The sequence below is a fragment of the Streptomyces sp. NPDC040410 genome (genome assembly GCF_055595715.1).
In genome coordinates, this window is record NZ_JBVIVK010000009.1 from 57,331 (window position 1) to 77,381 (window position 20,051).

General features: G+C 73.1%; 10 protein-coding genes. All 10 read right to left on the reverse strand.

The window, feature by feature from the left end:
• Positions 1–48: 48 nt before the first annotated feature.
• Genes ACZ562_RS19570 through ACZ562_RS19615 form a run of 10 tightly spaced genes read right to left on the reverse strand, consistent with a single transcriptional unit; the run spans position 49 to position 19,408 of the window.
• On the reverse strand, positions 49–1,698 hold the full coding sequence (locus ACZ562_RS19570; protein WP_471180441.1) for a vWA domain-containing protein: 1,650 nt from the start codon (positions 1,696–1,698) through the stop codon (positions 49–51).
• Positions 1,695–2,963 carry a hypothetical protein gene (locus ACZ562_RS19575; RefSeq protein ID WP_471180443.1) on the reverse strand — a complete coding sequence of 423 codons (1,269 nt, stop codon included), beginning with the start codon at positions 2,961–2,963 and terminating at the stop codon, positions 1,695–1,697. Before ACZ562_RS19575 ends, ACZ562_RS19570 begins: the two co-directional genes overlap by 4 nt.
• Positions 2,960–4,495: a hypothetical protein gene (locus tag ACZ562_RS19580; protein WP_471180446.1), complete on the reverse strand. Its 1,536-nt coding sequence runs from the start codon at positions 4,493–4,495 to the stop codon at positions 2,960–2,962. Before ACZ562_RS19580 ends, ACZ562_RS19575 begins: the two co-directional genes overlap by 4 nt.
• Complete coding sequence (locus ACZ562_RS19585) at positions 4,492–7,806, reverse strand: hypothetical protein (protein WP_471180449.1); 3,315 nt, start codon at positions 7,804–7,806, stop codon at positions 4,492–4,494. Before ACZ562_RS19585 ends, ACZ562_RS19580 begins: the two co-directional genes overlap by 4 nt.
• On the reverse strand, positions 7,803–8,897 hold the full coding sequence (locus tag ACZ562_RS19590; protein WP_471180451.1) for a hypothetical protein: 1,095 nt from the start codon (positions 8,895–8,897) through the stop codon (positions 7,803–7,805). The genes ACZ562_RS19585 and ACZ562_RS19590 overlap by 4 nt, the downstream gene beginning before the upstream one ends.
• 41 nt (positions 8,898–8,938) lie before the next feature.
• Entirely contained in the window at positions 8,939–10,819 is a 1,881-nt protein-coding gene (locus ACZ562_RS19595; protein WP_471180454.1) for a hypothetical protein, read from the reverse strand.
• Positions 10,816–12,660 (reverse strand): AAA family ATPase, encoded by a 1,845-nt coding sequence (locus tag ACZ562_RS19600; RefSeq protein WP_471180456.1) that lies wholly within the window; start codon positions 12,658–12,660, stop codon positions 10,816–10,818. The genes ACZ562_RS19595 and ACZ562_RS19600 overlap by 4 nt, the downstream gene beginning before the upstream one ends.
• Positions 12,657–14,066, reverse strand: coding sequence for a hypothetical protein (locus ACZ562_RS19605; protein ID WP_471180459.1), 1,410 nt, complete (start codon positions 14,064–14,066; stop codon positions 12,657–12,659). Before ACZ562_RS19605 ends, ACZ562_RS19600 begins: the two co-directional genes overlap by 4 nt.
• The gene (locus ACZ562_RS19610) at positions 14,063–14,728 is read right to left on the reverse strand and encodes a 4Fe-4S single cluster domain-containing protein (protein WP_471180461.1); all 666 of its coding nucleotides are present in this window, start codon (positions 14,726–14,728) and stop codon (positions 14,063–14,065) included. Before ACZ562_RS19610 ends, ACZ562_RS19605 begins: the two co-directional genes overlap by 4 nt.
• A 45-nt stretch (positions 14,729–14,773) precedes the next feature.
• Positions 14,774–19,408: a trypsin-like peptidase domain-containing protein gene (locus tag ACZ562_RS19615; protein ID WP_471180463.1), complete on the reverse strand. Its 4,635-nt coding sequence runs from the start codon at positions 19,406–19,408 to the stop codon at positions 14,774–14,776.
• Positions 19,409–20,051: the final 643 nt, after the last annotated feature.

A 20,051-nucleotide genomic window follows, 5' to 3' on the forward strand; every position in this document is an offset into this window, starting at 1 on the left:
CGGAGTGTTCCTTTCTCGATGGAGTGGGCCTCGGCGCAGCGGAGGTGGTCAGGGCCGCCTTTCGCGGCGTGGCCGCAGCCAGCCGCCCCGTACGACGTGGACGCCCTCGAAGCCGGGCAGCGCCGACCGGGAGCCGCGGTGCCGCAGGAGCAGCGTGTGCTGCGGCCGGGCACGACCGCCGGCGGACTCCCTGCCCAGCGGCCACAGCACCACTGTCAGCGGTCCGGTGCGCGACCATGCGCGGTGCGGTGTCCAGCGGGCCGTAAGGACCACGTCCCTGCCGGTGGCCAGCCGGCGGCGCAGGTTCTGCCGCGGAAGCCAGACGAACACGCGGGCCGGGCGCTCCGTACCGGCGTGGGAGACGATCCACAGCGGGGCGGGCAGGCCGCCGAATCGGATCAGGACGAGCAGCACGACAAGGGCGAGCGCACCCAACTCGGCCCACCACAGCGACGAAGCGGGCAGCACGATCGTGGCCCGCTCCGCTCCCGCCCGAGGAGTGAACCGGCCGGCGGGCACTGCCGCGCGGGACATCAGGGCGCTGTAGCGGCTTGCGAGGGTGTAGCGGACGGTCACGGTGCCGGACCAGGCGGGTGAGCCGACCGCGTACCAGGGCTTGGGGCTACCCTCCCAGCGCAGCCGCAGCACGGTCGTGGCCCTGCCGCCGGGCGCCAGGTCCACCGCCGGTGCCTCACCCGCCCGGCTCGCGGTCAGTCCCCTCAGTCCAGGAACGCGCGCCGTGAGTTCCTGGACCCGTAGTGGCAGATGGCCGGTGCGTGAGGTGAGCGTGACGGGCACGGTGGCGGTTCCGTCACCGGTGGGACGGGGCCGGCCCAGGGTCACGCGCACCGCGTCGCCCTGCCGGACGCGGGCCGCGTCAGGGGCGAGGAGGGACTCCAGCGCACGGTCGGCGAACTCGTCGGGCAGAGCGCGCAGCATGCGGGCCGCGTGGCGGGGATCCACCTGGCTGGTCTCGGCCCGGCCGAACAGGCACTGCAGGATGGTGTAGCTGCTGGTCGCCTCGCAGCCGGGCCCGACCTCGAAGGCCGGCGCGCGGTCGCCGCCGCCCCAGTCCAGCACCACGCCCTGCACCATCTGCCGCAGGGGCCCGGACGGGTCCTGCCGGGCACGGAGCTGCTCGATGCGGTCGGTGAGCCGCCGCCAGGTCCCCGGTGTGGCGGCCCCTGGGGTCTGGCCGGCGTCGGTGAGCACCACCACGGCGGCCGGCCGCACATCGGGGCTGCGCTCCAGGATGCGCAGCGCCAGGGACACACCGCTGCTGATGTCGGTCGATCCGTATTCGGCGGGCAGACTCCGGGCCAGCGCCCGAGGATCGTCGACCGGGGCCAGCGGAGCCACCACACCGGCGGGATCGGGCTTGGCGCGGAAGGACACCAGAGCCGCCCGGTCCTTGGGCCCGAGACCGGCCAGCAGGGACTCCAGGGCGCCCGTCGCCTGCTGCCGCCGGGACTTCATCGAGCCGGAGCTGTCGACCACGACGACGTAGTCCGCACCCGAGTCCAGGCCCAGCTCCTTGAGAGCGGTGGTCCGGTCCGTCTGGGCGACCGGGGTCTCGGCCCGGCGCTCCGCGGACCACGGCCCTGCCTCGGCGGGAGAGGAGGGTCCGGCGGGCGCGAACCCCGACAGCGTGGGAAGCAACAGGAGTGCCGCGGCGCGCAGCCAGTGAGTAGGTGTCATCGCGTCGCTCCGCCTCGGCCGTCTCGGGATCCTCTGGACTGCTGCGGTGCCTGCCCCCCGCCGGACGGCGGCTCGCCGTCGGCCGGTTCCACGGTGTCGCCCAGCAGCAGGAACTCGCTGTGCTGCCGCCGTGCCGCGTGGTGCGCCTGCAGCGCCTTGTCGATGGCGTCGAGCGCCTGCCGGAGCCTGTTGAGCTGGGCCTCCACATGGCTGACGTCCGGCTCCGGCGTGGCGGCGCCGAGGGCGCGTGCCAGCTCCGAGTCGGCCTCGACGTGCAGGTCCAGCGCCGTGCAGCCCACCTTCGTGCGGTGCGCGGCCGCGCGCTGTCGTTCGGCGTTCGCCTTCAGCCGAGCGGCCACGTGGTCGATGTGGGCCTCGGCGTCCCGCAGCGCGGCGTACTGCGTGGCCAGTTGCTCCTGAAGGGCCTGCGCTCGCTTGAAGACGTCGGCGACGGCGGGGGTGAGCACGTCCAGCAGACCGGTGGCGGCCAAGGACCAGTCCTGCGCGGCACTCCGCAGACTCTCCAGCGCCGCGAGGGAACTGTCGGGTTCCCGCTGTACCTCGGATGTCTGCGGCTCGCCGGCTTCCCGCCGCACGCCGGACGGCCTCGGCTCGCGCGCCTCACTCCGCTGCTCCCTCATGGTCTCCGGTTCGCCGCTCTGCCCGTCTGCGGCGGTCGGCCGGTGCCGCTCGTCCGGGGAGCCTGCGGGCGGATCGGCCTGACGCCCCGTCTCGCCGTCGTCCTCGTCCGGCTCGCCGGCGAGAGCCTCGTCGACCGGCCGCGCCAGCCGGGCCGTTCGCTCCTGCAGCTCGCGTTCGGCCACCCGCGCGGCGGCCTCCGCCTGCCGCAGCCGCTCGACCGTCCCGCGCAGCGCGGGCAGTTCGCGGACCAGTCGGGCGCGCCTGTCGAACTCCGCCTTCTCCTCCGTCAGCCGTTGGTGCTCGGCCTCGCCGGCGACGAGTTCGGCCTCCGGCTCGCGCCAGGTGGCGCTCAGGGCGCGCAGGTCGGCCAACCCGTCGCCGACCGCCTCCAGTTGTCGTGTGCGCTCCGCGTAGTGCTCGTGCAGCGCCGGGTCGAAGCCGGAGACGTCCAGCAGCGCGCGGATGCGCCCGGCACAGGAGGCGAGGGCGTTCAGCGGCTCGTCGAGCTGCACGAGCGTCCGGAAGGACTCGACCTTCCGGTCCTCCGCGCCGGCCAAGGTCTGTTCCAGGCGGCGGAACGCGTCGTCCGTGGCGCGCACCGCCGACCGGAGTTCCGCGTTCATGAGGCCTCCCCGGTGTGTCCCGTCCGTCCGGCCGCCGGCATCTCGCGCGCCACGTCGGTCACGGGGACCGAGAAGGTGGGGCCCGTGCCGTCGGCCCCGGCGAAGACCAGGACGGGACCGGCCCGGTCGTCCAGCCCGCTGCCGAGGCGGTAGCGGCCGGCCGGCACGCGTGCCGCGTCCACGGCGGCCGGCGCGAAACCGTCCGCACCGGGCGGCCGTATCCACAGGGACAGCGACGCGGGCCCGCCCCAGTCGACCACGGCCTCGGCGCGGGTGAAGGGGTCGACCAGGAACTCGGTACGCGAGGTGGGCACCGGCAGCACGGCGAGCCATTCCCGAAGCTCCTCGCCCAGCCGGCGGTGCACGACGACGGCGAGCCGGGCAGGCGGGGCGGGGTGGTGCGGGGCGCCGGAAGGGGCCGGCCCTCGCGTGGCCCCGGATGGCCGCGCCGCTTCGAGGAACACAGGAAGCTCCGCCGCACCCGCCGCCACCATGGCGGCTCCCTGCGCCACGGTCAGCACCGGATCGGGCGCGACGGCCACGTGCGCCTCGTCCCGAAGGCCGAGGCCCTGTCGCACGGCGTCCACCAGAGGCGCGAAGACCGATCCGCCACCCACCACCAGCAGGCCCGCGCCCCGGACGTCCGCATGTGTCTGCCGCAGTCCGGCGGCGAGGTCCCTCAGCGGGACGGCCAGCCGGTCCAGGAGATCCAGCACCTGGCCGGTTTCGAGGCGGATCCTGCCCTCGTCCGGGTGCACCACGTTGCGGTACACCGGGACGCGTTGCCACAGCGGTCTGATGTCGTCGTCCGGCCCGTCACCACGTGCCCGGACCGCACGCTCCTGGCGGGCCCGCTTCAGGGCCTGCGCCGAAAGGTCGGCATCGTCGTGACTCAGCCGGGCGATCAGCTCCTGGGCGACCTGGAGCCGTTCTTCGTACGGCGCGTCGTCGGGCAGGCCGACGCAGGCGAGTGCCCAGTGGGGATCCGGGCAACTGCCGGAAGTCCCGGTGGAGACCCGGGCCAGGACACGCGGGGCCCCCGCGGTCATGTCGCACACGACCAGCTCACAGTGGCCCGGTCCGAGATCGGCGACCACCACCCGCTCGTGGCGGCCGGACAACGCCGCGCGCACGGCGGGTACCACGAGTGCGGCCAGCGGTGCGGACACCAGCTCCGCACGCGCGGCACCGCAGGCGGACAGCACGGCGCGCAGCGCGTCGACCGGTGCCCGGCCCGGCTGCCCGCCCGGTCCCACCGCTCCGTCCGGGAGGTCCGTCCCTTCCACCAGCCAGCCGTGCGGCACGGCCGCAACGACACGGTGGGCCGCCTCGATCCGGGGACGCAGCAGTGCCGGCAGGGCCGCGTCGTCCCGGCTGCCCCGGCCGTCTCCGCCGGGGCGCACGGGTGCGGGCCGCTGCCACGAGGAGAACGTGCCGTCGCTCTCCGCCCTGACCACGCGCACCAGGCCGCTGCCCACGTCGACCCCGTACGCGGTGCCCGGTGAGGCCGTACCGGGTGGTTGGCTCGTCATCTCTCAGGCCCTCCGTCCTCGGGACCGGTCGTTTCGCCCTCCGAAGGTTCCGGACGGGGTGGCCGTAGGGCGTGGCGGGCGAGAACACGCTCGGCGCGGCGCAGTTCGATGGTGTACAGACGGCGGTCGACGTCCGCCGCGAGGCCGGGGAGTACACGCTCCGCCTCGGTGCGGAAGGCGGGGATCAGCACCTCCACTAGCCCGGCCGGGATGGCGGAGGTGTCGTCGGTGCCGGCGCTTTGCTCGGGCGGGTGGGGGAACACCTCGTCCAGCAGCCTGAGCGCGGCCTCGAAACGGTCCCCGGCGCACAGCGCTTCCGTCCGCGCGTCGGCAGGTTCGTGCGAAGCCTGGGCGGGCATGGCCCGGAGGGCCCGAGCGACCTCCGCGTCGACTCGATCGGCGATGCCGGCCAGACACAGCAGACGGGGCACTGCCGCCCAGGGGTGGCCGTGACGGGCGGTGAAGCGCTCCCGTACGACGTCGACCAGCACCTCGGCGGCACCGCGGTCTTCGTCGTCGGCGGCGGTACGGCTCCCGCCGAGGAGTGCGTCCACCTCCCGCCGTACCGTGTCCGGCGCGTGCCCGAGAACGGCGAGCAGTTGCGCGTACGGCCGTTCCCGCCACGCCTGCAGCACCTCCCGCAGGCGCTCCAGGGCCCTGACCGGCGTCTGCGCGTCGTCGGGGTCCAGGGGCTGCTGGAACCCGCGGAGTCCCCGGGTCAGGAACAGCACGCGTTCGACGCGCTCCGTGGCGGTCGGCGCCCGCTCGATGAACTGCACCAGCAGGGACGCGTAGCTGCCCGCGGGTGGCTCGATCTCCGTCGTTTCGTGGCACTCGGGAACGATGGTGAAGGACGTGCCGTCGACCGGCGTGCCGGAGGTGGTCACGTGCAGTCGGGCACGCAACCCCCAGGGCAGCAGGGAGGCCACGGCGTCCACTTCCCGGGGACCGGCCCCCTCTCCGGTCCGCGGGGCGGCGGGACTGCCGGGCGGCCAGGGGGAGAGAAGGGCGTCGGCGGCCATGGCGTAGTGCCGCGGCCGGTCCGCCACTCGCTGTGCGGCGTCCCGCTCCCAGCCGTCCCACGCCACGTGCGCCGTGGGAGAGTACGCCTCCGCGTGAGACTCCTTGGACAGGGACGCCTCCCCGTGAGACCCCTCCGGCAGGGAAGACTCCTCACCGGACTCGTCCGGGCTTTCGGCGGCCCGATGCCCGGCGCTCTCGAGCCCGCCGCCTCTCCGGGTTCTCCGGAGGGAGCGCCACGGGCGCCGGAACAACGCCTGAAACCTCGCCAACAGGCGCTGCCTCCTGGTGAGTTCCTTGAGCTCCAGCTCTTTTCGGCGTTCGTCCGAGGCGAGTTCACCCTCGATGTGACGGTGCAAGCCGGACGCTCCGCCCGCCCGGTCGAGTGCCCCGCCCGTCCGCACGGCGGCCTGCCGCAGCCATCCCAGCTCCTCGGCCCGGCCGCCCGCCACGTCCTGCAGCAGCCGGTCGAGTTGCGGCGCCCCACGTTCGGGAGCGCCTCGTACGAGCACGTCCACCACGTCGCTGCAAGCACAGCGCAGCTCCCGTGCCGTGCGGGCGGCTTCCACGATGCGTGCCGTGTCCGAGCCGGCGGCGCGGTCCCGGAGCAGAAGCAGGGCCGCCTCACCGGCGTCGCGGGTCGCCGTCCGCGCTTCTTGCAGGTGGACGGGTGCCAGCCAGCGGCGGGTGTCCGCCGTGCGTTCGGGCCGCCGCTGCCGGGCCGTCTCCGTGAGGAGGCCGACGAATCCGGCGATGTTCCGGTGGGCGGCCCAGATGTCGTCCTCGCTCGGCGCGGGTCCGTCGTGCAGCAGGGCCCGGAACGGGCGGAGCCAGGCGAGGGAGCCGGTATCGGGGACCCCGCTCAGCCCGGTGAGAAGCTCCAGCGTCGCGGGGAAGTCGGCGTACCGCAGCCGGGACAGCAGCCCCTTCCGCTTGTCCACGGCCCGGGCCACGGTCATGGCCTGGACCGGGTCCAGGGCCCGGAGTGTCAGTACGCGAAGCAGGGCGCGCAACGCCTCTTGCGCGTCCTGGTCGACAGACCGGACGAGCCGGGCCTGCAGTTCCCCGGGCAGCCCGGCCTCGTCGGCGCGCCGGCAGTACCACAGAGCGGTGTCGACACCGTCCGGAGACGCCAGTACCGCCAACAGCCCGCTCGCGATGGTGTCGAGGCTCTTCGGGTCGGGTGTCCGGGCCAGGGCGCGCACATGGCAGGGCCGCGTGCCGGGATCGGCGAGCAGCCACTGCCACCACAGGGCCTTCTCGTCCTCGTCGAGCGGCGGTGCCTCTCGCTGCTGTTCGAGCAGCAGACGGGCCCGGTCCGCGGTCGACACGGCCTCCCGGAATCGGGCGGTGACATCGGCATGGGGGCGCAACGCGCCTTCGGCGACGTCGAGCACGGACTGCGGGTCGTGCAGGGAACGCGGCTGCGAGGTGCCGAGCAGGGCGGCGAACAGCGCCGTCGGCCCCGTCGCGGCCTGCTGGCGCAGCAGCAGGTCGCGGTAGTTGCGGCCGACGGCCGACGGTGGCTCGGAAACCGGCCCCCGCCAGGGCAGTTCGAACGCCCCCTCGGGGGTGAGGTCGTCGAAGAAGAGCCGGATCGCGTGCATGCCGTTGCCCCGCGCGAAGGTGGCGGCCGAGAGCCTCGCCCGCGCGCCGTACGGCAGGAGAGCCCCGATCGCGTCCAGAGCGCGCAGCCTGTCCGGAACGCCGACGTGCTGGGCCCCCGTGATGACCACCCGCCCGGCCAGCACCGCGGCGGCCCCGGTGGCGAGCCAGTCGAAGTCGCACAGCTCGGCGCCTTCCCGCGCCGCGGCCAGGGCGGCCACATGGAAGTCCATCCGCGCGAACTCGTCGGGGTCCTCCGGCATGGAACCCGACGTCCGGTCCATGGCGTGGGCCAGGTCCGTGTACCCCGCGGCGGCGCCCCGGTCCTCGTGGATGTCGTCGAGCCGCACGTTGAAGTAGTCCAGCCGCAGGCTGGGGCGACTGGTGCCGTCGCGGACCTCGGACGGCCCGGTACGGCTGCAGTTCAGCGTCGCGGCGCCCTGCTTCGTCGTGGGCCCGGGCCAGAACACGTAGTACGGCGAGGGCGGCTGGCGGAGCAGGTCCACGGGGTTGCCGGGCAGGTGGCCGCGGATCTGGTCGTCGAAGAAGTGGATCCGGTTCTGCAAGGCCGCGAGCACCTCGTAGTCCAGTCGGCTTCCCTCCCTTTTTCCGAGAACGGCCCACGCGGCCAGCGCGCTGCGCGTCTGCGGGCCGCCGTAGGCCTCGGCGCCGGCCGCGTCCGTCACGGGTGGCCTCCCTCGTACCCGTTGTGCCTCGGCGGGTTCCGCCGGACGGCCCGTACCAGATCGACGAAGGGTTCCATTACGTTGACCGGCTTGACGGGGCCTTCGATCTGCGGCGACTCCCTGGGGCCGCGTTGACCGGTGGGGCTGTCCATCCGCATGTTGTGCCGGTTGTAAGGGCCGCCGGGTTCCCGGAAATAACCGAGGGACGAGGTGGCGTAGTAACGGACCCGGTCCTGGTGGAACCGGGTGTGCAGGTCCTTGCGCAGGAGTTCGGTGCGGCGGTGGTAGTCGTGTGTCTCGCAGAGCCAGTCGAAGTACGCGCGGGCGTTCTCCTGGCTGATGTGCGGCGCCGGGTCCATCGTGGCGAAGCCCTGTTCCCAGGCCGGGGCGAACACGGCGGGGTGGTCGAACTTCGTGATGCACACGGACACGTGCTGCTCCAGGCGCCGTCCGGTCAGCTCGGACGGGCGGACGGCCTCGATCGCGTCGAGCATCCGACGGAAGAAGGCCACGGACTTCTGGCTCTCGGTGTCGAGGTCCACCAGCGGGTCGTGGAGATACACGAAGGCGTCCGCCTCGGCGAGTTGACGTATCGCGTTGGCACGGAACGGCTTCGCCTGCTCGTTGTCGAAGTTGAAGACCTGGCCCGGAAGATCCTGGATGTGGACCGGGATGCGGTTTTCCTCGCCCGCGTCCTGCCAGCGTTTGCCGCGCAGGAACGGCGGCACGCCCACAGGAGCCTTGCGCGGGGCGTCGGGGTCCCGGGACAGAATCCACGCCGAGGGCGCTGTGAGGGTGAGGTCAGCAGGGGGCAGACCGTTGTTCAGGGCGAGGTTGGAGAACGCGGACTCGGTCTGATTCCAGGCTGTCCGGTCCTGGGGCGTGACGCGCCAGTCCGAGCTGGAGTGCGTGCCGTTGTCGGCCACCAGCAGCGCCCACAGAAACGTGGTCTTGCCGGATCCGGAAGGCCCCCACAGGGCGACGCGCGCCCCGTTGTCCCGAGGCCAGCGAACCTCCTTCAAGTCGTCGTCCTGTCGCGGCTGTTCGCCTCCGAAGAGATCGTCCGCGGAGCGTCCCTCGTCGTTTGCCATCGGGTCCTCGTTCCTGTACACGAAGCGGCCGACCGGTCGGGTCAGGCCGGGGCCGGTGCGGTGGGCGCGGCGAAGGGGAAGGGCACGGGTCTGGCCGTGGCCGCCTCCGGCGCGGTCAGCGCGGCGGCCTTCTCCAGCACGTCCGCTCCGTCGGCGTCGAGGACGTGCCAGCCGTGTTCCCGGGACGTGCGCCACAGGTCGTCCGTGAACTTCGTCGCCTGCCGCGCGTCGAAGCTGTTGCCCCAGTCCGTGGCGGGCACCAGTACGGCGGTGCGGCCGAGCCACTCGGCGCTGGCCGCGAGGCCGTCGCGCCAGTCCCGGTCCTGGGGGCAGCGGCGGGACACGCTCCCCAGCTCGTCGTCGGGGCCGAGGTGCGGCGGCCGCGTCGCCACCACCAGCAGGCAGCGGTCCCCGTCGGTCCAGCCGTCCAGGGCGGCCAGTTCGGCGAGCGGTTCCTCGAGTGCCGCCGCGAACACGTTGTGGACGGGCTCGTCGTGGCCGTACAGGTCGGCCATGTCCTCCACTGCCTGGGCGGGCGGCAGGAACGGCCACACGGTGTGCGTCGGTTCGAGGCGGCCCGAGCCCGGCTGGCGCCGGTGTTCCCAGTAGGGGACGGTACGCACCCGCAGGCCGCCCGCCGGCCGGGCGGCGGCCATGTGCTCGATGATCCGGGTCGCCGCACCGACCCTTCGGTCGTTCTCCTCGCCCCCCAGCTCAAGCAGCACGACGAGGTCCAGTGGCAGTTCCCGCCGGGCACGGGCCACGCGCCTGAGCAGATCCGGCCAGGCCGTGTGGACGGTCGTGGGCGCCGGGTGCCCCTCGACGGCGATGCCTATCTCGTCGACGGCGGCCGGCGTGATCTCGATGTCGACCTCGGTGTCCTCGGGAAGGTCCGCCTCGACGGCGTGCAGCAGACGCCAGTCCTGCGGGCGCGGTCCGGTGAGGGCGACCACCGCGATCGTCAGAGAGACCCGCCCCGACGCGTCGCCCGCGGCGGGCGTCCTTACCCGTACCCGGCCCGTACGGGTGCACCCCGGCCGGGTGCCCGCCGGGAACAGGGAGACGGACGAGGTCACGAACCCCTGCGTGACGGGCTCGCGTTCGGCCACCGCGAGGGCGACCGGGTGCTGGAACGGAGCGGATCTGAGCATCCCGGTGATCACCTGCGCCGTCGGTGTCGGGGACATGGCTGCCTGGAGGGTGGCCGATGGACGGCACTGCCGTCCGAGTGCGGACCGGATCCGGCTCACGCCGGGCCAGGCCGCGCACCGGTCCAGCAGTACGACGGCCTCGTCGTCGCCCGCCGCGGTGCACCAGTCGGGCAGCCGGCCGTGCGCGGGGGCCGGCGGCGCCGTGTCGTCGGCGCCGCCCCCGGCCAGCGTGAACCGGGCCTGCGCGGAATCCCGGGGGAGGCCGGGCAGCAGCCTGTCCCACCCGGTCCGGTGGATTTCCTTGACCTGCGGCCTGTTGCCGGCTCCCTGGGACACCCGGAGCTCCGCGAGTCCTTCGGCGTCCAGGGCGAGGACCCGCACACGGCGCGGCCCGCCCTCGGCCAGGGTGTCGGGCAACGGCCAACCGCCGTCCGCGTTCCCGGTGCCGCCGTCCGCCCGCGCCGCGGTCTCGGCGGCGTACAGATCGTCCGGCGCGGCCCCCGCCACCAGCCCGGTGAGCCAGCCCGGACGGTCCGCGCTCGCGTAGCCGTCGAGGACGCGGAGGGCCGCGGCGAGCCGCCCGCGCCGCCGGGCCGTCGACAGCTCCGCGGCGGCGGCCGAGCGCAGGGCGGCGGTGGCCGGTCCGGCGGTCAGCGGGCCGAGGGCCGGCCAACCGCAGTGCTCCCCGCCCAGGTCGGCGGGGGCACCGCACACGGGGCAGTCCGGGACAGGCTGCGGCGGGCCGGGCAGCGGGGGCGGGGGCGTGCTCACGGTGTGCTCCTCTGGTGGTACTCCGGCGGCAGATCGGCGGGGGCCAGCGGGGCGTCCAGGTCGGGGACGGCCGTCCCGAGGCTGATGCGCTGGGCCCAGCGCTCGTGCAGGGCCTGAGCGAGGTTGCGCATCTCACCGCCGTTGCCGAACGACTCCGGCGATCTGTCCTTGCGGCGGTGCAGGTCGCGCACCACGCGCCCCAGCAGGTCGGACATGGGAGCGTCGGGCACATGGCCGAGCTCCTTCAGATTCCGCAGCAGGATCTCGACGAGCAGGTCGGGGGTGTAGTCCTTGAACTCCAGCTCATTGGTGACCGGGAAGCGTCGCCTGAGGCCAGGGTTGCTGCGGAGGAACTGCTCCATGGGCGCGGAGTAGCCGGCGACGATCACCACCAGGCGGTCGCGCTGGTTCTCCATCCGGCTGAGGAGGGTGTCCACGGCCTCCTGGCCGAAGCCGCCCCGGTCCTCCGCGGTGAGCCGGTACACCTCGTCGATGAACAGGACCCCGTCCAGGGCGCGGTCGATGACCTGAGTGGTGCGCTGCGTGGTGCCGCCGACGTGCTCATGGATGAGTTCGTGGAGTTCGGGTTCCACCACGTGGCCCCGGGGGAGGACGCCGAGTTCCTGGTAGACCCGTGCGACGATGCGGGCCACGGTCGTCTTGCCGGTTCCCGGATTGCCCCGGAAGACCAGGTGCCGGGACGGTGCCTGGCCGCCGCCTCCTCGGGCGGCGAGCTGTCGCTCCACACGGTGCACGGCGACGAGGCGCCGTACGAAATCCTTGACCTCCTCAAGGCCGGGCAGGGCCTCCAGCTCCTCCAGGGCGGACACGTCCGGCAGCCGTACGCCCCATCCGCCGAGCACGCTCGCGCTCAGCTCGGGAGCCCGGGCGAGCCGTGCGAGCCAGGCCCGGGCGAGCACCTCCGCCTGAGCGTTCATCCCGTTGAGGAGGCGGTCGGTGTCCGCCCAGTCGGGAAAGGCCAGTCCGTCCCGCAGCCGGCTCAACTGCACCAGGCGGCAGAGTTCCGGCCGGGCGGGGGCACGGACGGCCCCGGCGACGGGGGAGACGCCGCGGCCCGCGCGCCGCTCCAGATAGCCCGCGAGCGCGGCGGACCCCCCGTGGGCCCGGATCTGCTCGACGATCTGCGTCTCGGTCGTGGCCGAGAAGATCAGCACACAAAGGTTTCCGCCGGTCGCCCCCTGGAGCCACTCCCCGATCCGGATGTTGATCTCCGAGTCCCGCGGGGCGCGGTGCAGATACGCCTCGGCCTGCTCGATCACGACGGCGGTGAGGATGCCGTCCTGGGTCATGTACTGGTGGAGCATCTGCTCGGCGGCGCTGCGGGACGTGGACCGCCGGCCCCGGACCACGCGCAGCGGACGGTCCCGTGCTGCCACCGGCGCGACCGCCAGCGGATCGGGTTCCCACAGCGGATCGGGCCGCGGCGGTACGGGAGCCGCTGCGGCCGTCGGGGCGGGGGCGACGGAGTTACGGCGGCCGAACTGTCTGCGGATGCCCTGCGGACCGCGGATCGGCCCGGTCGGCGCGGTACGTACGGCTTGGGTGCCCGCACCGGCCCGGCCCGGGAGGGGCCCGCTCGCGGCGGCGAGCGAGGCGGTGTCGCGGAAGTAGAGGGGCTCGGCCGGGCTGCAGAAGGCGATCCGCTGGTAGCCGGCCGCGCGCAGCAGGACGAGCAGCGCGTCGGCGAGGGAGCGTTCCTGGTAGTCGGTGCAGACGAAGGTGTCCTCCGTTCCCGGCCCGTACAGCACGAGGAGGGGTTCGCAGGACTCCAGGTGCAGGGCGTCCCGGAGCCGTTCGGCCACCACGGGCCGGGCGTTCACGCGAACTCGATCCGTGAGTGCTTGCGGACGGGCGGCACGAAGGTCTGGGACTGGAACCCCTCGATGTCCGCGCGGCCCGGCTCGGGTTCACCGGTCTCCTCGGGGTCCCGCACCCGGATGTTGGCGTCCCGCAGACTTTCCACCACGTCCCGGGCGCGCGACCGGCGTACGGTGTCGTCGCCGATGCCCTCGTTGTGCGTGGTGAGTTCCAGGATGCAGTCGGGGTCGTCTCCGGGCAGCTGGGAGACGAGGATGACGATCTCGCTCTTGTCGGGGTGGACCAGCTTGACGCTGACCGGTCCGCGCTCGTCGCTGCCCTGGTACGACCAGCCCTGGAGCTCGTAGCCGCTGGCCGCGAGGACGTCTGCGGCCGTGCTGGCGATGTCGGCACGCAGCTGCGAGGCGAGCTGCTCGGCGCCGGCGAGCTGGGTGATGTCCTTGAGTGCCGTGTGCAGCCGGGGGATGCGCTCGTCCAGCAGCTGGCGCAGTTCGTCGGTGGACGGCGGCGACAGCTCGTCCCCGAGCCGCCGCTGCTGTGCAGCGATATGTCCTTCGAGGCGGGTCAGGCCGCCGTTGCTCCACCGGTCGACGAACACCTCGGACTCGTTCTCCTCGCCGTCGAGGTCGACCCCGTTGCGGAACCGGTTGCGGTCGACGGCGTCCGCGAGGAGGCGCAGCAGCCGCGTCGCGCGATTGCGCAGAATGCGCCATTCGAGGTCGGCGGCCTCCACCTCGACACGCAGTTCGCCGAGTTGCAGCCACGACTCCTGGGCCACGGGCAGGGCGGCTTCGGCCAGGCCGGCGTCGAGGTTGGCACGGCTGAGGGCGAGGCGCTGCTCCAGCTTCTCGACACGTCCGGCGGCCAGGCGGGACAGGGCGGGATCACGCAGAATATGACGGACTGTCAACTCGGCCTGGGCAAGCATTTCCTGCGTCATCCGGGCGGCCCGCTCCTTGTCGAGATACAACGAGTCGATCTCCCGCTGGAGCCGGTCCGTCTCCCGGACCCGCTGCTCGTGCTCGGCGGTGAGCAGTTCGTGTGTCCACTCGTGTTCCGCCCGGAGCAGTTCGCCCGTTTCCTGGCGTAGGCGGTCCGTCTCCGTGTCGATGCGCGCGACGAGCTGGATCTCCTGGTCGGCGATGCGCCGGGCGTGGTCCCGCAGACGCCGGTTGGTGTCCTTCTCCATCTCCGCCACGCGCACGCCGGCGGCGTCCAGCTGGTCCTCGAAGGCCCTTTGGCGTTCGGCCACGGTCTCGAAGCCCCGCTCGAAGTCCTGCTGAGTGGTGCGGCGCACGTCGTCGATGAGCTGCGGCAGGCTCTCGTTGAGCGTCCGCAGCTTACGGGCGGCCTCGTTGAGCCGCTGCCACTCGGCTTCGGTGATGTGCACAAGCTTGCCTCGGCTCATGGTGCATCCCTCCGGGACATGGGGTCGGCCGGCTGTGTCCCCGGTGCCGTCGCCCGGCTGCCGAGGGTCTGGCGAACGCTGTGGAGCAGATGGCGCGGCGGGACGCCCGTGATGACCACGTCGTCGCCACGCACCAGCACCTCCGCGGAACGGGGCGCGCGGGCCAGGTCGTCGGCGTGGTCGCGCAGGCGTTCGGTGAGGTGGTGCACGGTCTGGTTCGAACTGCCGCGCAGTCCAAGGCCGTCGTCGAGGGCCGCGACGTACGGCCCGTCGATGAGGACGTCGACCTGGGCGAGCAGGTCCGCCACGGCCGGAGCCGGAGGATCGCGCCGCAGCCTGGTCAACTGGTATCCGGTGAAGCAGATGACGTCGAAGTCGGGTGCGCGGGACCTGACGCGGGCGCACACCGAGGCGAGGCCCGCGGCCTGTTCCATCGGCTCGCCCCCGGAGAACGTCAGTCCGCGCAGGCCCGGCAGCGCGAGCAGCCGCTCCGCGAGGTCGTCGGCGGAGACGAGGTGGGCACGGCGCCGGGGGATCCACTGCGGGGCCATGCATCCCTGGCACCGGAACGGGCACCCCTGCACCCAGACGGCCGCGCGCAGCCCGGGACCGAGCATCCGGGTGGTGGTGGCGTCGGCGATGTTGAGCATCGTGGCTGTCATCCGGGGGTGCCTTTCCGTGATGCGGAGGCGGGGCGGGCGGGTGTCTCACGCGTCGGGGCGCCCGCGGGCGCGGTGTTGGCGGCTCGCACGGTGGGCCCGGACAGCCGTCTCGAGCAAGGCCGGGAAGTCTCCGGCCGTCAGCTCGTGGAGGGCGAGCAGGGCCGTGGCCTCCGCCTCCTCGCGGTCGGCGGCCGCTCCCGTCTCCCGCAGGACCGCGGCACGGATCAGCAGGGTCTCCCACTGCCGTCGTACGTCCTCGGTGGCGCCGCCGCGGGCCAGCGGGCGGGCCTCCGCCTCGGCGGCGTCGGCCGCACGCAGGGCCTGGGCGGCCCGGCCGGCTCCCAGCAGGTGGTACGCCAGCCGGGACAGGGCGTCGCGCAGTCCGCGCCGGTCGCCGCAGCCGGCGTAGAGGAACTCCGCCCGCTCGCAGTCCCGTACGGCCTCGTCCCAGTCGCCGACGGCGGAGCACGCGTGCGCCCGGTGCACCCGCCACCGCCCTTCCCGGTCGGGGGAGGCGTGGTGGGCCACGAGGGAGTCGAAGTGTTCCAGTGCGGCTCGCGGTTGCCCGGCGTCGGTCAGTGCCAGCGCGAGGACTTCCCGGGCGTCGGCCACCTCGGCCGCCGTCGCGGGGGTGCGGCGGGCCAGGTCCAGGGCTTCCCCCAGCGGGAGCAGCGCCGCCTCGGCCAGTCCGCGGGCTCGCAGTACCTGCCCTCGCCGGCGCAGCGCGGCCACGAGCAGGTCGGGGCGGTCACCGAGGGACCGGCACACCTGCTCGGCGCGGATCGCGCTGTCATGGGCCTGTTCCGTCCGGCCGAGGGCGAGATTCAGGCCCACCAGGTGCAGCATCGGTTCCACCGCGTGGACGGGCGGGACGCCGGCAGCGGTGGACGGGAAGTACTCGTTCGTCAGGGCCTGTTCCAGGAGGCCGACCGCGTCGGTGCCGCGCCCCAGCACCGTCAGCAGGCGGGTGTGCCGGACGAGCGACGCTCCGACGAGGGCCGGGTTGAGCCGGCGCAGCGCGTCCGGGGCCTGCCGGTGATAGGCCTGGAAGCGTTCGGCCGCCGCCAGGGCGTCGTCGGTGCGGCCAAGCCGTTCCAGAACGGCCGCCTGGGTCAGCAGGGCCCGCAGCAGTGTCTCGGTCAGGGCGGGGGGCCTGGGTTCCATGGCCATCGCGGCGTCGTGCGTCGCGGAGTCGAGGATCCGTGCCGCCTCGGGGCCGTCGCCGGCGCCCTGTTCGGTCCTGGCCAGCTGGATCCGTTCCTCCAGCAGCGCGGTGACGGGTCCCGCGCTCGGGTCGGCGTCGGCGATCTGGCGACGCAGGACCACACACTGGCGGGCGTGGCCGCGCGACTCGTGCCAGGCCCCGGCGGGGCTGCCCGGGGAGGGTTCGGTCCACCGGCTGAGTCCGGCGAGGAGTTCCGCGGTGTCGCTCGGCAGAGGACCGTCCGCGATGTCACCTTCGGCAGTGAGCAGCCGGAGCGCCTCGCGGCCCCGGTCCACGGCACCCGCGCGATCGTGGTCGGCGAGGTGCTGCGCCTGGGCGCACAGGTCGAGCAGCTCGGCGATCAGTTCCGGCGATTCGCGGCCCAGCATGCGGTGGCTCTGGCGGGCCATACGGCCGATGGGATCGTCCGCCGCCGGACCGAACTCGGGATCCACGCGCGGGACGAGAGCTCCCAGCGAGGGAGGCACGGCGCCGCCGGTCCGGCTGAGGGCGCGAAGCGCCTGCGCGAGGACGATCTGCACACGCTGGTTGCCCGCTTCCATGCGGTCGGCGGCGAGGTCGGCGGCACGGCGGCTCAGCGCGCGGGCGCGCGGTATGTCGCCCGCCGCGTGCGCCTGGTGGGCGAGCACCACCAGCAGCAGGGCGAGGAGCGGGTTCTCGGAGCGCACGCTGTGCTCGTGGAGCCAGTTCAGCAGGCGCAGCGCCTCGCGCGCCAGTCGCTCGGCCTCGTCCTCCGGGCCGGTGCACAGCGCGGCCAGCGCCCGCACGCCGCACACGCGGGCGATCTCACTGCCGTACAGATCGAGGTCGTTGAGCACGCTCGGCGGCAGGGCCTGGTACGCGGCGTCGGCGGTGGCTCTGGCCCTGCCCACCCAGCCGCGGGCCAGGTGGATCTGTGCCATGACGGTGAGCACCAGAGCGTGGCGTGCCTCGTTGGTGCCTCCGTCCTGCATCTCGGGCAGCAGGTCGAGGACCCGCTCCGCGAGCTGTTCGGCCTCGTCCCAGCGGAAGGCGCCGAGCAGGGCGTCGATGCTGGCGAGCAGCGCCGACACCTGGGCGAGGCTCACCTCGGCGGCCTGCTCGGACAGTTCGACGGCCCGACGGCAGAGGACCTCGGCCTCTTTCTGCTGCCCGTGCTGTGCGAGCGCGGAGCCGAGTGCGGCGCACGCCAGGCTCAGTTCCTCCTGCGAGTCCTCGGGGCGGTCCCGCAGACGCTGTTCGCAGCCTTCGAGGGCGCGCCGCAGTACCGTCACCGCCTGCCGGGTGTCGCCCACGGTCAGGAAGCTCTGCCCCTGCTCCATGAGCATCTGGGGGGTCAGGAAGTCGGGGTCGATGCGTTCCAGCAGGAAGGTCCAGGTGGAGGCCAGTTCCACGCTGTCGCCCGGCCCGGCGGGCAGGGCGTCCAGGACGACTCCGAGCAGGGCTTCGTCCACGCCCCCCTCGAGCTTGTCGAGTTCGTCGAGCACCTCCTGGATGATCAGGCCGAGCCGGTTTCCGGCGTACGGGGCGAGCCGGATCGCGAGGGGGAGGTGGTCCATGGGGCGTTCGCGAAGGACGCGCCGCAACAGGGTGCGGGCCTCCTCGTGGTGCTGGGCTGCGCGCGCGAGGACCGTGAACATGTGGCGGCTGCGCGTGTCCGGCAGATCGCCGATCAGCCGGTTCACCAGCTCGACCTTGCCGTCGAACTCGAGGGCCACGAGCTGTTCGCCGACCAGGTCGGGACGGAGCGGGGCCCAGTACCGGGAGACGTCGGAGGTGTCCCCCGGGTAGAGCGCCGCCAGCCACTTCGCCACCTCGGCACCGGCGAGATCGCTCAGCCCCAGGCCGACCCGGAGCAGTCGGGTGCCCTCCTCCTTGTCGTCGGCGCCGAGGAGGACGGAGTGTGCGACGGCCAGGGGCCGCTCGTAGTCCTGGAGGGGTACCCCGCGCACAACGGCGCTGATCTTCCAGTAGTTCCGCTCCCTCCGCAGCAGCTCGTTGATGACTTCCTCGCCCACCGTCACCCGTAGGTCGCCGGTGGGGTTCTCCTGTGCCTGCAGCACGGCGATCAACGCGGCCGCGTGCACTTGAAGCACGGGAGGGGTGTCGCCGGGCGGGATCTCCAGTTCGGCGTGGTCGGGTACGGGGCAGGACCGGTCACGGGCGAAGGCAGCCAGCGCGAGGCGGAATTCGTCGTGCCAGCCGTCCGTGTTGTCCGCCAGCTCGTTGAGGGGGTCCACCGCGTCCCGCCGGGTCACCCTTCCGATCAGGGCGGGGCTGTCGAGAAGTTCCGGCAGGATGCGACTCCACCAGGAGCCGTCGTGCCGTGCCAGCATCAGGATCCGCAGCCGGGGACCCCCGGCGGGTTCACCTGTCGCGGCCCCGGCCGGGCCGGGTGATGCGGGGAAGTACCCGGCCAGCAGCTCCAGCAGCTCGTCGAGATTCTCCACGCCCTCCGCGTAGTCGATGACGAGGAGGACGGACTCGCCGAGCTTGGCCAGCTTGCGCACGTGTTCCGTGAGGCGGCCGCCCACCCTCTGGAGGGCCTTCTTGCCGAGGAAGCCCGAGATCCAGCCGCGCCGGTACCGGTCGGCCGCGAGGTCGAGGGCGAGCCGTGTCTTGCCGCAGCCGCCCTGGCCGGTGATCAGTTTGAGGGCGAACGCCTCGTCGCCGTCGCACCAGTCGGCGAGTGTCTCGCGCCATTCGTCCCGGCCGTGGAAGGGCACGACCGCGCTCTGCGGATGCAGCACCAGGGCGAGCCCGTGGGCCTGGAACTGCGGGTCCGGATCGCCCGTGACGACGCGCAGGAGTTCGCCGAGTTCGGGGAAGAGCGTCGTGCGCCGGGCGTCACGCCAGAGTCCGCTGCGCGCGATGGATGCCGACAGTGGTGAGGTCCGGCCGTTGAGATGGGGGTCGAGGAGGACGGCCCATCCTCCGTCACCGTCGTCGGGCGCGGAGCGTTTGACGACCCCGCAGACTCGCCCCGTGCGCAGGTTCAGTACGGGCGAGCCGCTCATGCCGGCGGTCAGCTGGGCGTCGCCGAGCCGTAGCAGGGAGGTGCCGTGGATGAGGAGGGGGCCGAATGTCTCGTGCTTGCACTCCTCCAGCTGCCAGGACTCGTTCTCGTACTTCCTGGAGTACCCGACGGTGAGCAGGGAGGTGGGGGTGCCGTCCCAAGCCGAGTCGTCGTCGAGTTCGGCGTAGGGGTGTCCCGGCGGTTCGTCGAGACGTATCGCCGCCAGATCGGGCAGGGGGTGATGGCCGCCGGCCACGTGCTGCCGGTCCGGCATACGCCACAGGACGGTTCCCGGAAAGGTGTGCGTGCGCCAGTGGACTGTGCAGGTGTCCTCGGTGGCGACGTGGGCGGCGGTGAGAACCGTCCCCGGGGCTATGAAGAATCCGGTGCCCGAGGTGTGCTTGCCGCTTTCGATTCTGACGGTGACGGATTTCAGGAGGCTGGTGAGTGCCTCGGCCATGCAGTTCCCCCAGCTCATGCATTTCGGCCGCGGTGCGGTGGCCGGCATGATCCTGCGCGCCTGTGCTGCGTTGCGGTCCACCCCCAGGGAATGGAGCTCAATCATAGGGAGTGGCCGGTCAACGGGCTACGGTTGCAAGGGAATTGAAGGTAACGGAATGGGTGTCATCTCTTTCTTCGGCAATTCAAGATCGTAATTGTCTCGGCAGGGCACTCCTTTCGGTCGTGTCGCAATTTGATCACTTCTGACTCGTGTGATGCGTGAGGTGAAAGAATTGAGGTTGACTTCTTCCGGATCTTTATGTGGAAGGTGTCCGGGCCGTTGGGGTGGTGATTCGGAAGGCGTAGCCGCCGGTGCCGTTGACCGCGCCGGAGCCCTGGTGCACGGCCCGGCGGCCGGTGACCACGAGCCGGTCGGAGCCGGAGCCCGGCCATGGCTTGGCTTTCCCGCGCGGCGCCACAAGCCGGTTGCGGTGCACGCCCGGCCAGGCCGGGTTCCAGGCCGACGGAAGGCCGGCCCCGCCGCCGTTCGTGCCGACGCCGGCGACCGTGGACGGCGGTTCCGGCTTCGGTGGGCCCGGCCCGTGGTCGAGGAGGTGGCCGGTGGCGCCTTGGCTTGTAGTGCTCGCGGTTGTCGTGGCCCG

What these genes read in the sequence shown, in the direction of transcription:
- ACZ562_RS19570 (WP_471180441.1), bottom strand. Translation starts at nt 1,698, where the DNA reads ATGACACCTACTCACTGGCTGCGCGCCGCGGCACTCCTGTTGCTTCCC.
- ACZ562_RS19575 (WP_471180443.1), bottom strand. Translation starts at nt 2,963, where the DNA reads ATGAACGCGGAACTCCGGTCGGCGGTGCGCGCCACGGACGACGCGTTC.
- ACZ562_RS19580 (WP_471180446.1), bottom strand. Translation starts at nt 4,495, where the DNA reads ATGACGAGCCAACCACCCGGTACGGCCTCACCGGGCACCGCGTACGGG.
- ACZ562_RS19590 (WP_471180451.1), bottom strand. Translation starts at nt 8,897, where the DNA reads ATGGCAAACGACGAGGGACGCTCCGCGGACGATCTCTTCGGAGGCGAA.
- ACZ562_RS19605 (WP_471180459.1), bottom strand. Translation starts at nt 14,066, where the DNA reads ATGAGCCGAGGCAAGCTTGTGCACATCACCGAAGCCGAGTGGCAGCGG.
- ACZ562_RS19610 (WP_471180461.1), bottom strand. Translation starts at nt 14,728, where the DNA reads ATGACAGCCACGATGCTCAACATCGCCGACGCCACCACCACCCGGATG.
- ACZ562_RS19615 (WP_471180463.1), bottom strand. Translation starts at nt 19,408, where the DNA reads ATGGCCGAGGCACTCACCAGCCTCCTGAAATCCGTCACCGTCAGAATC.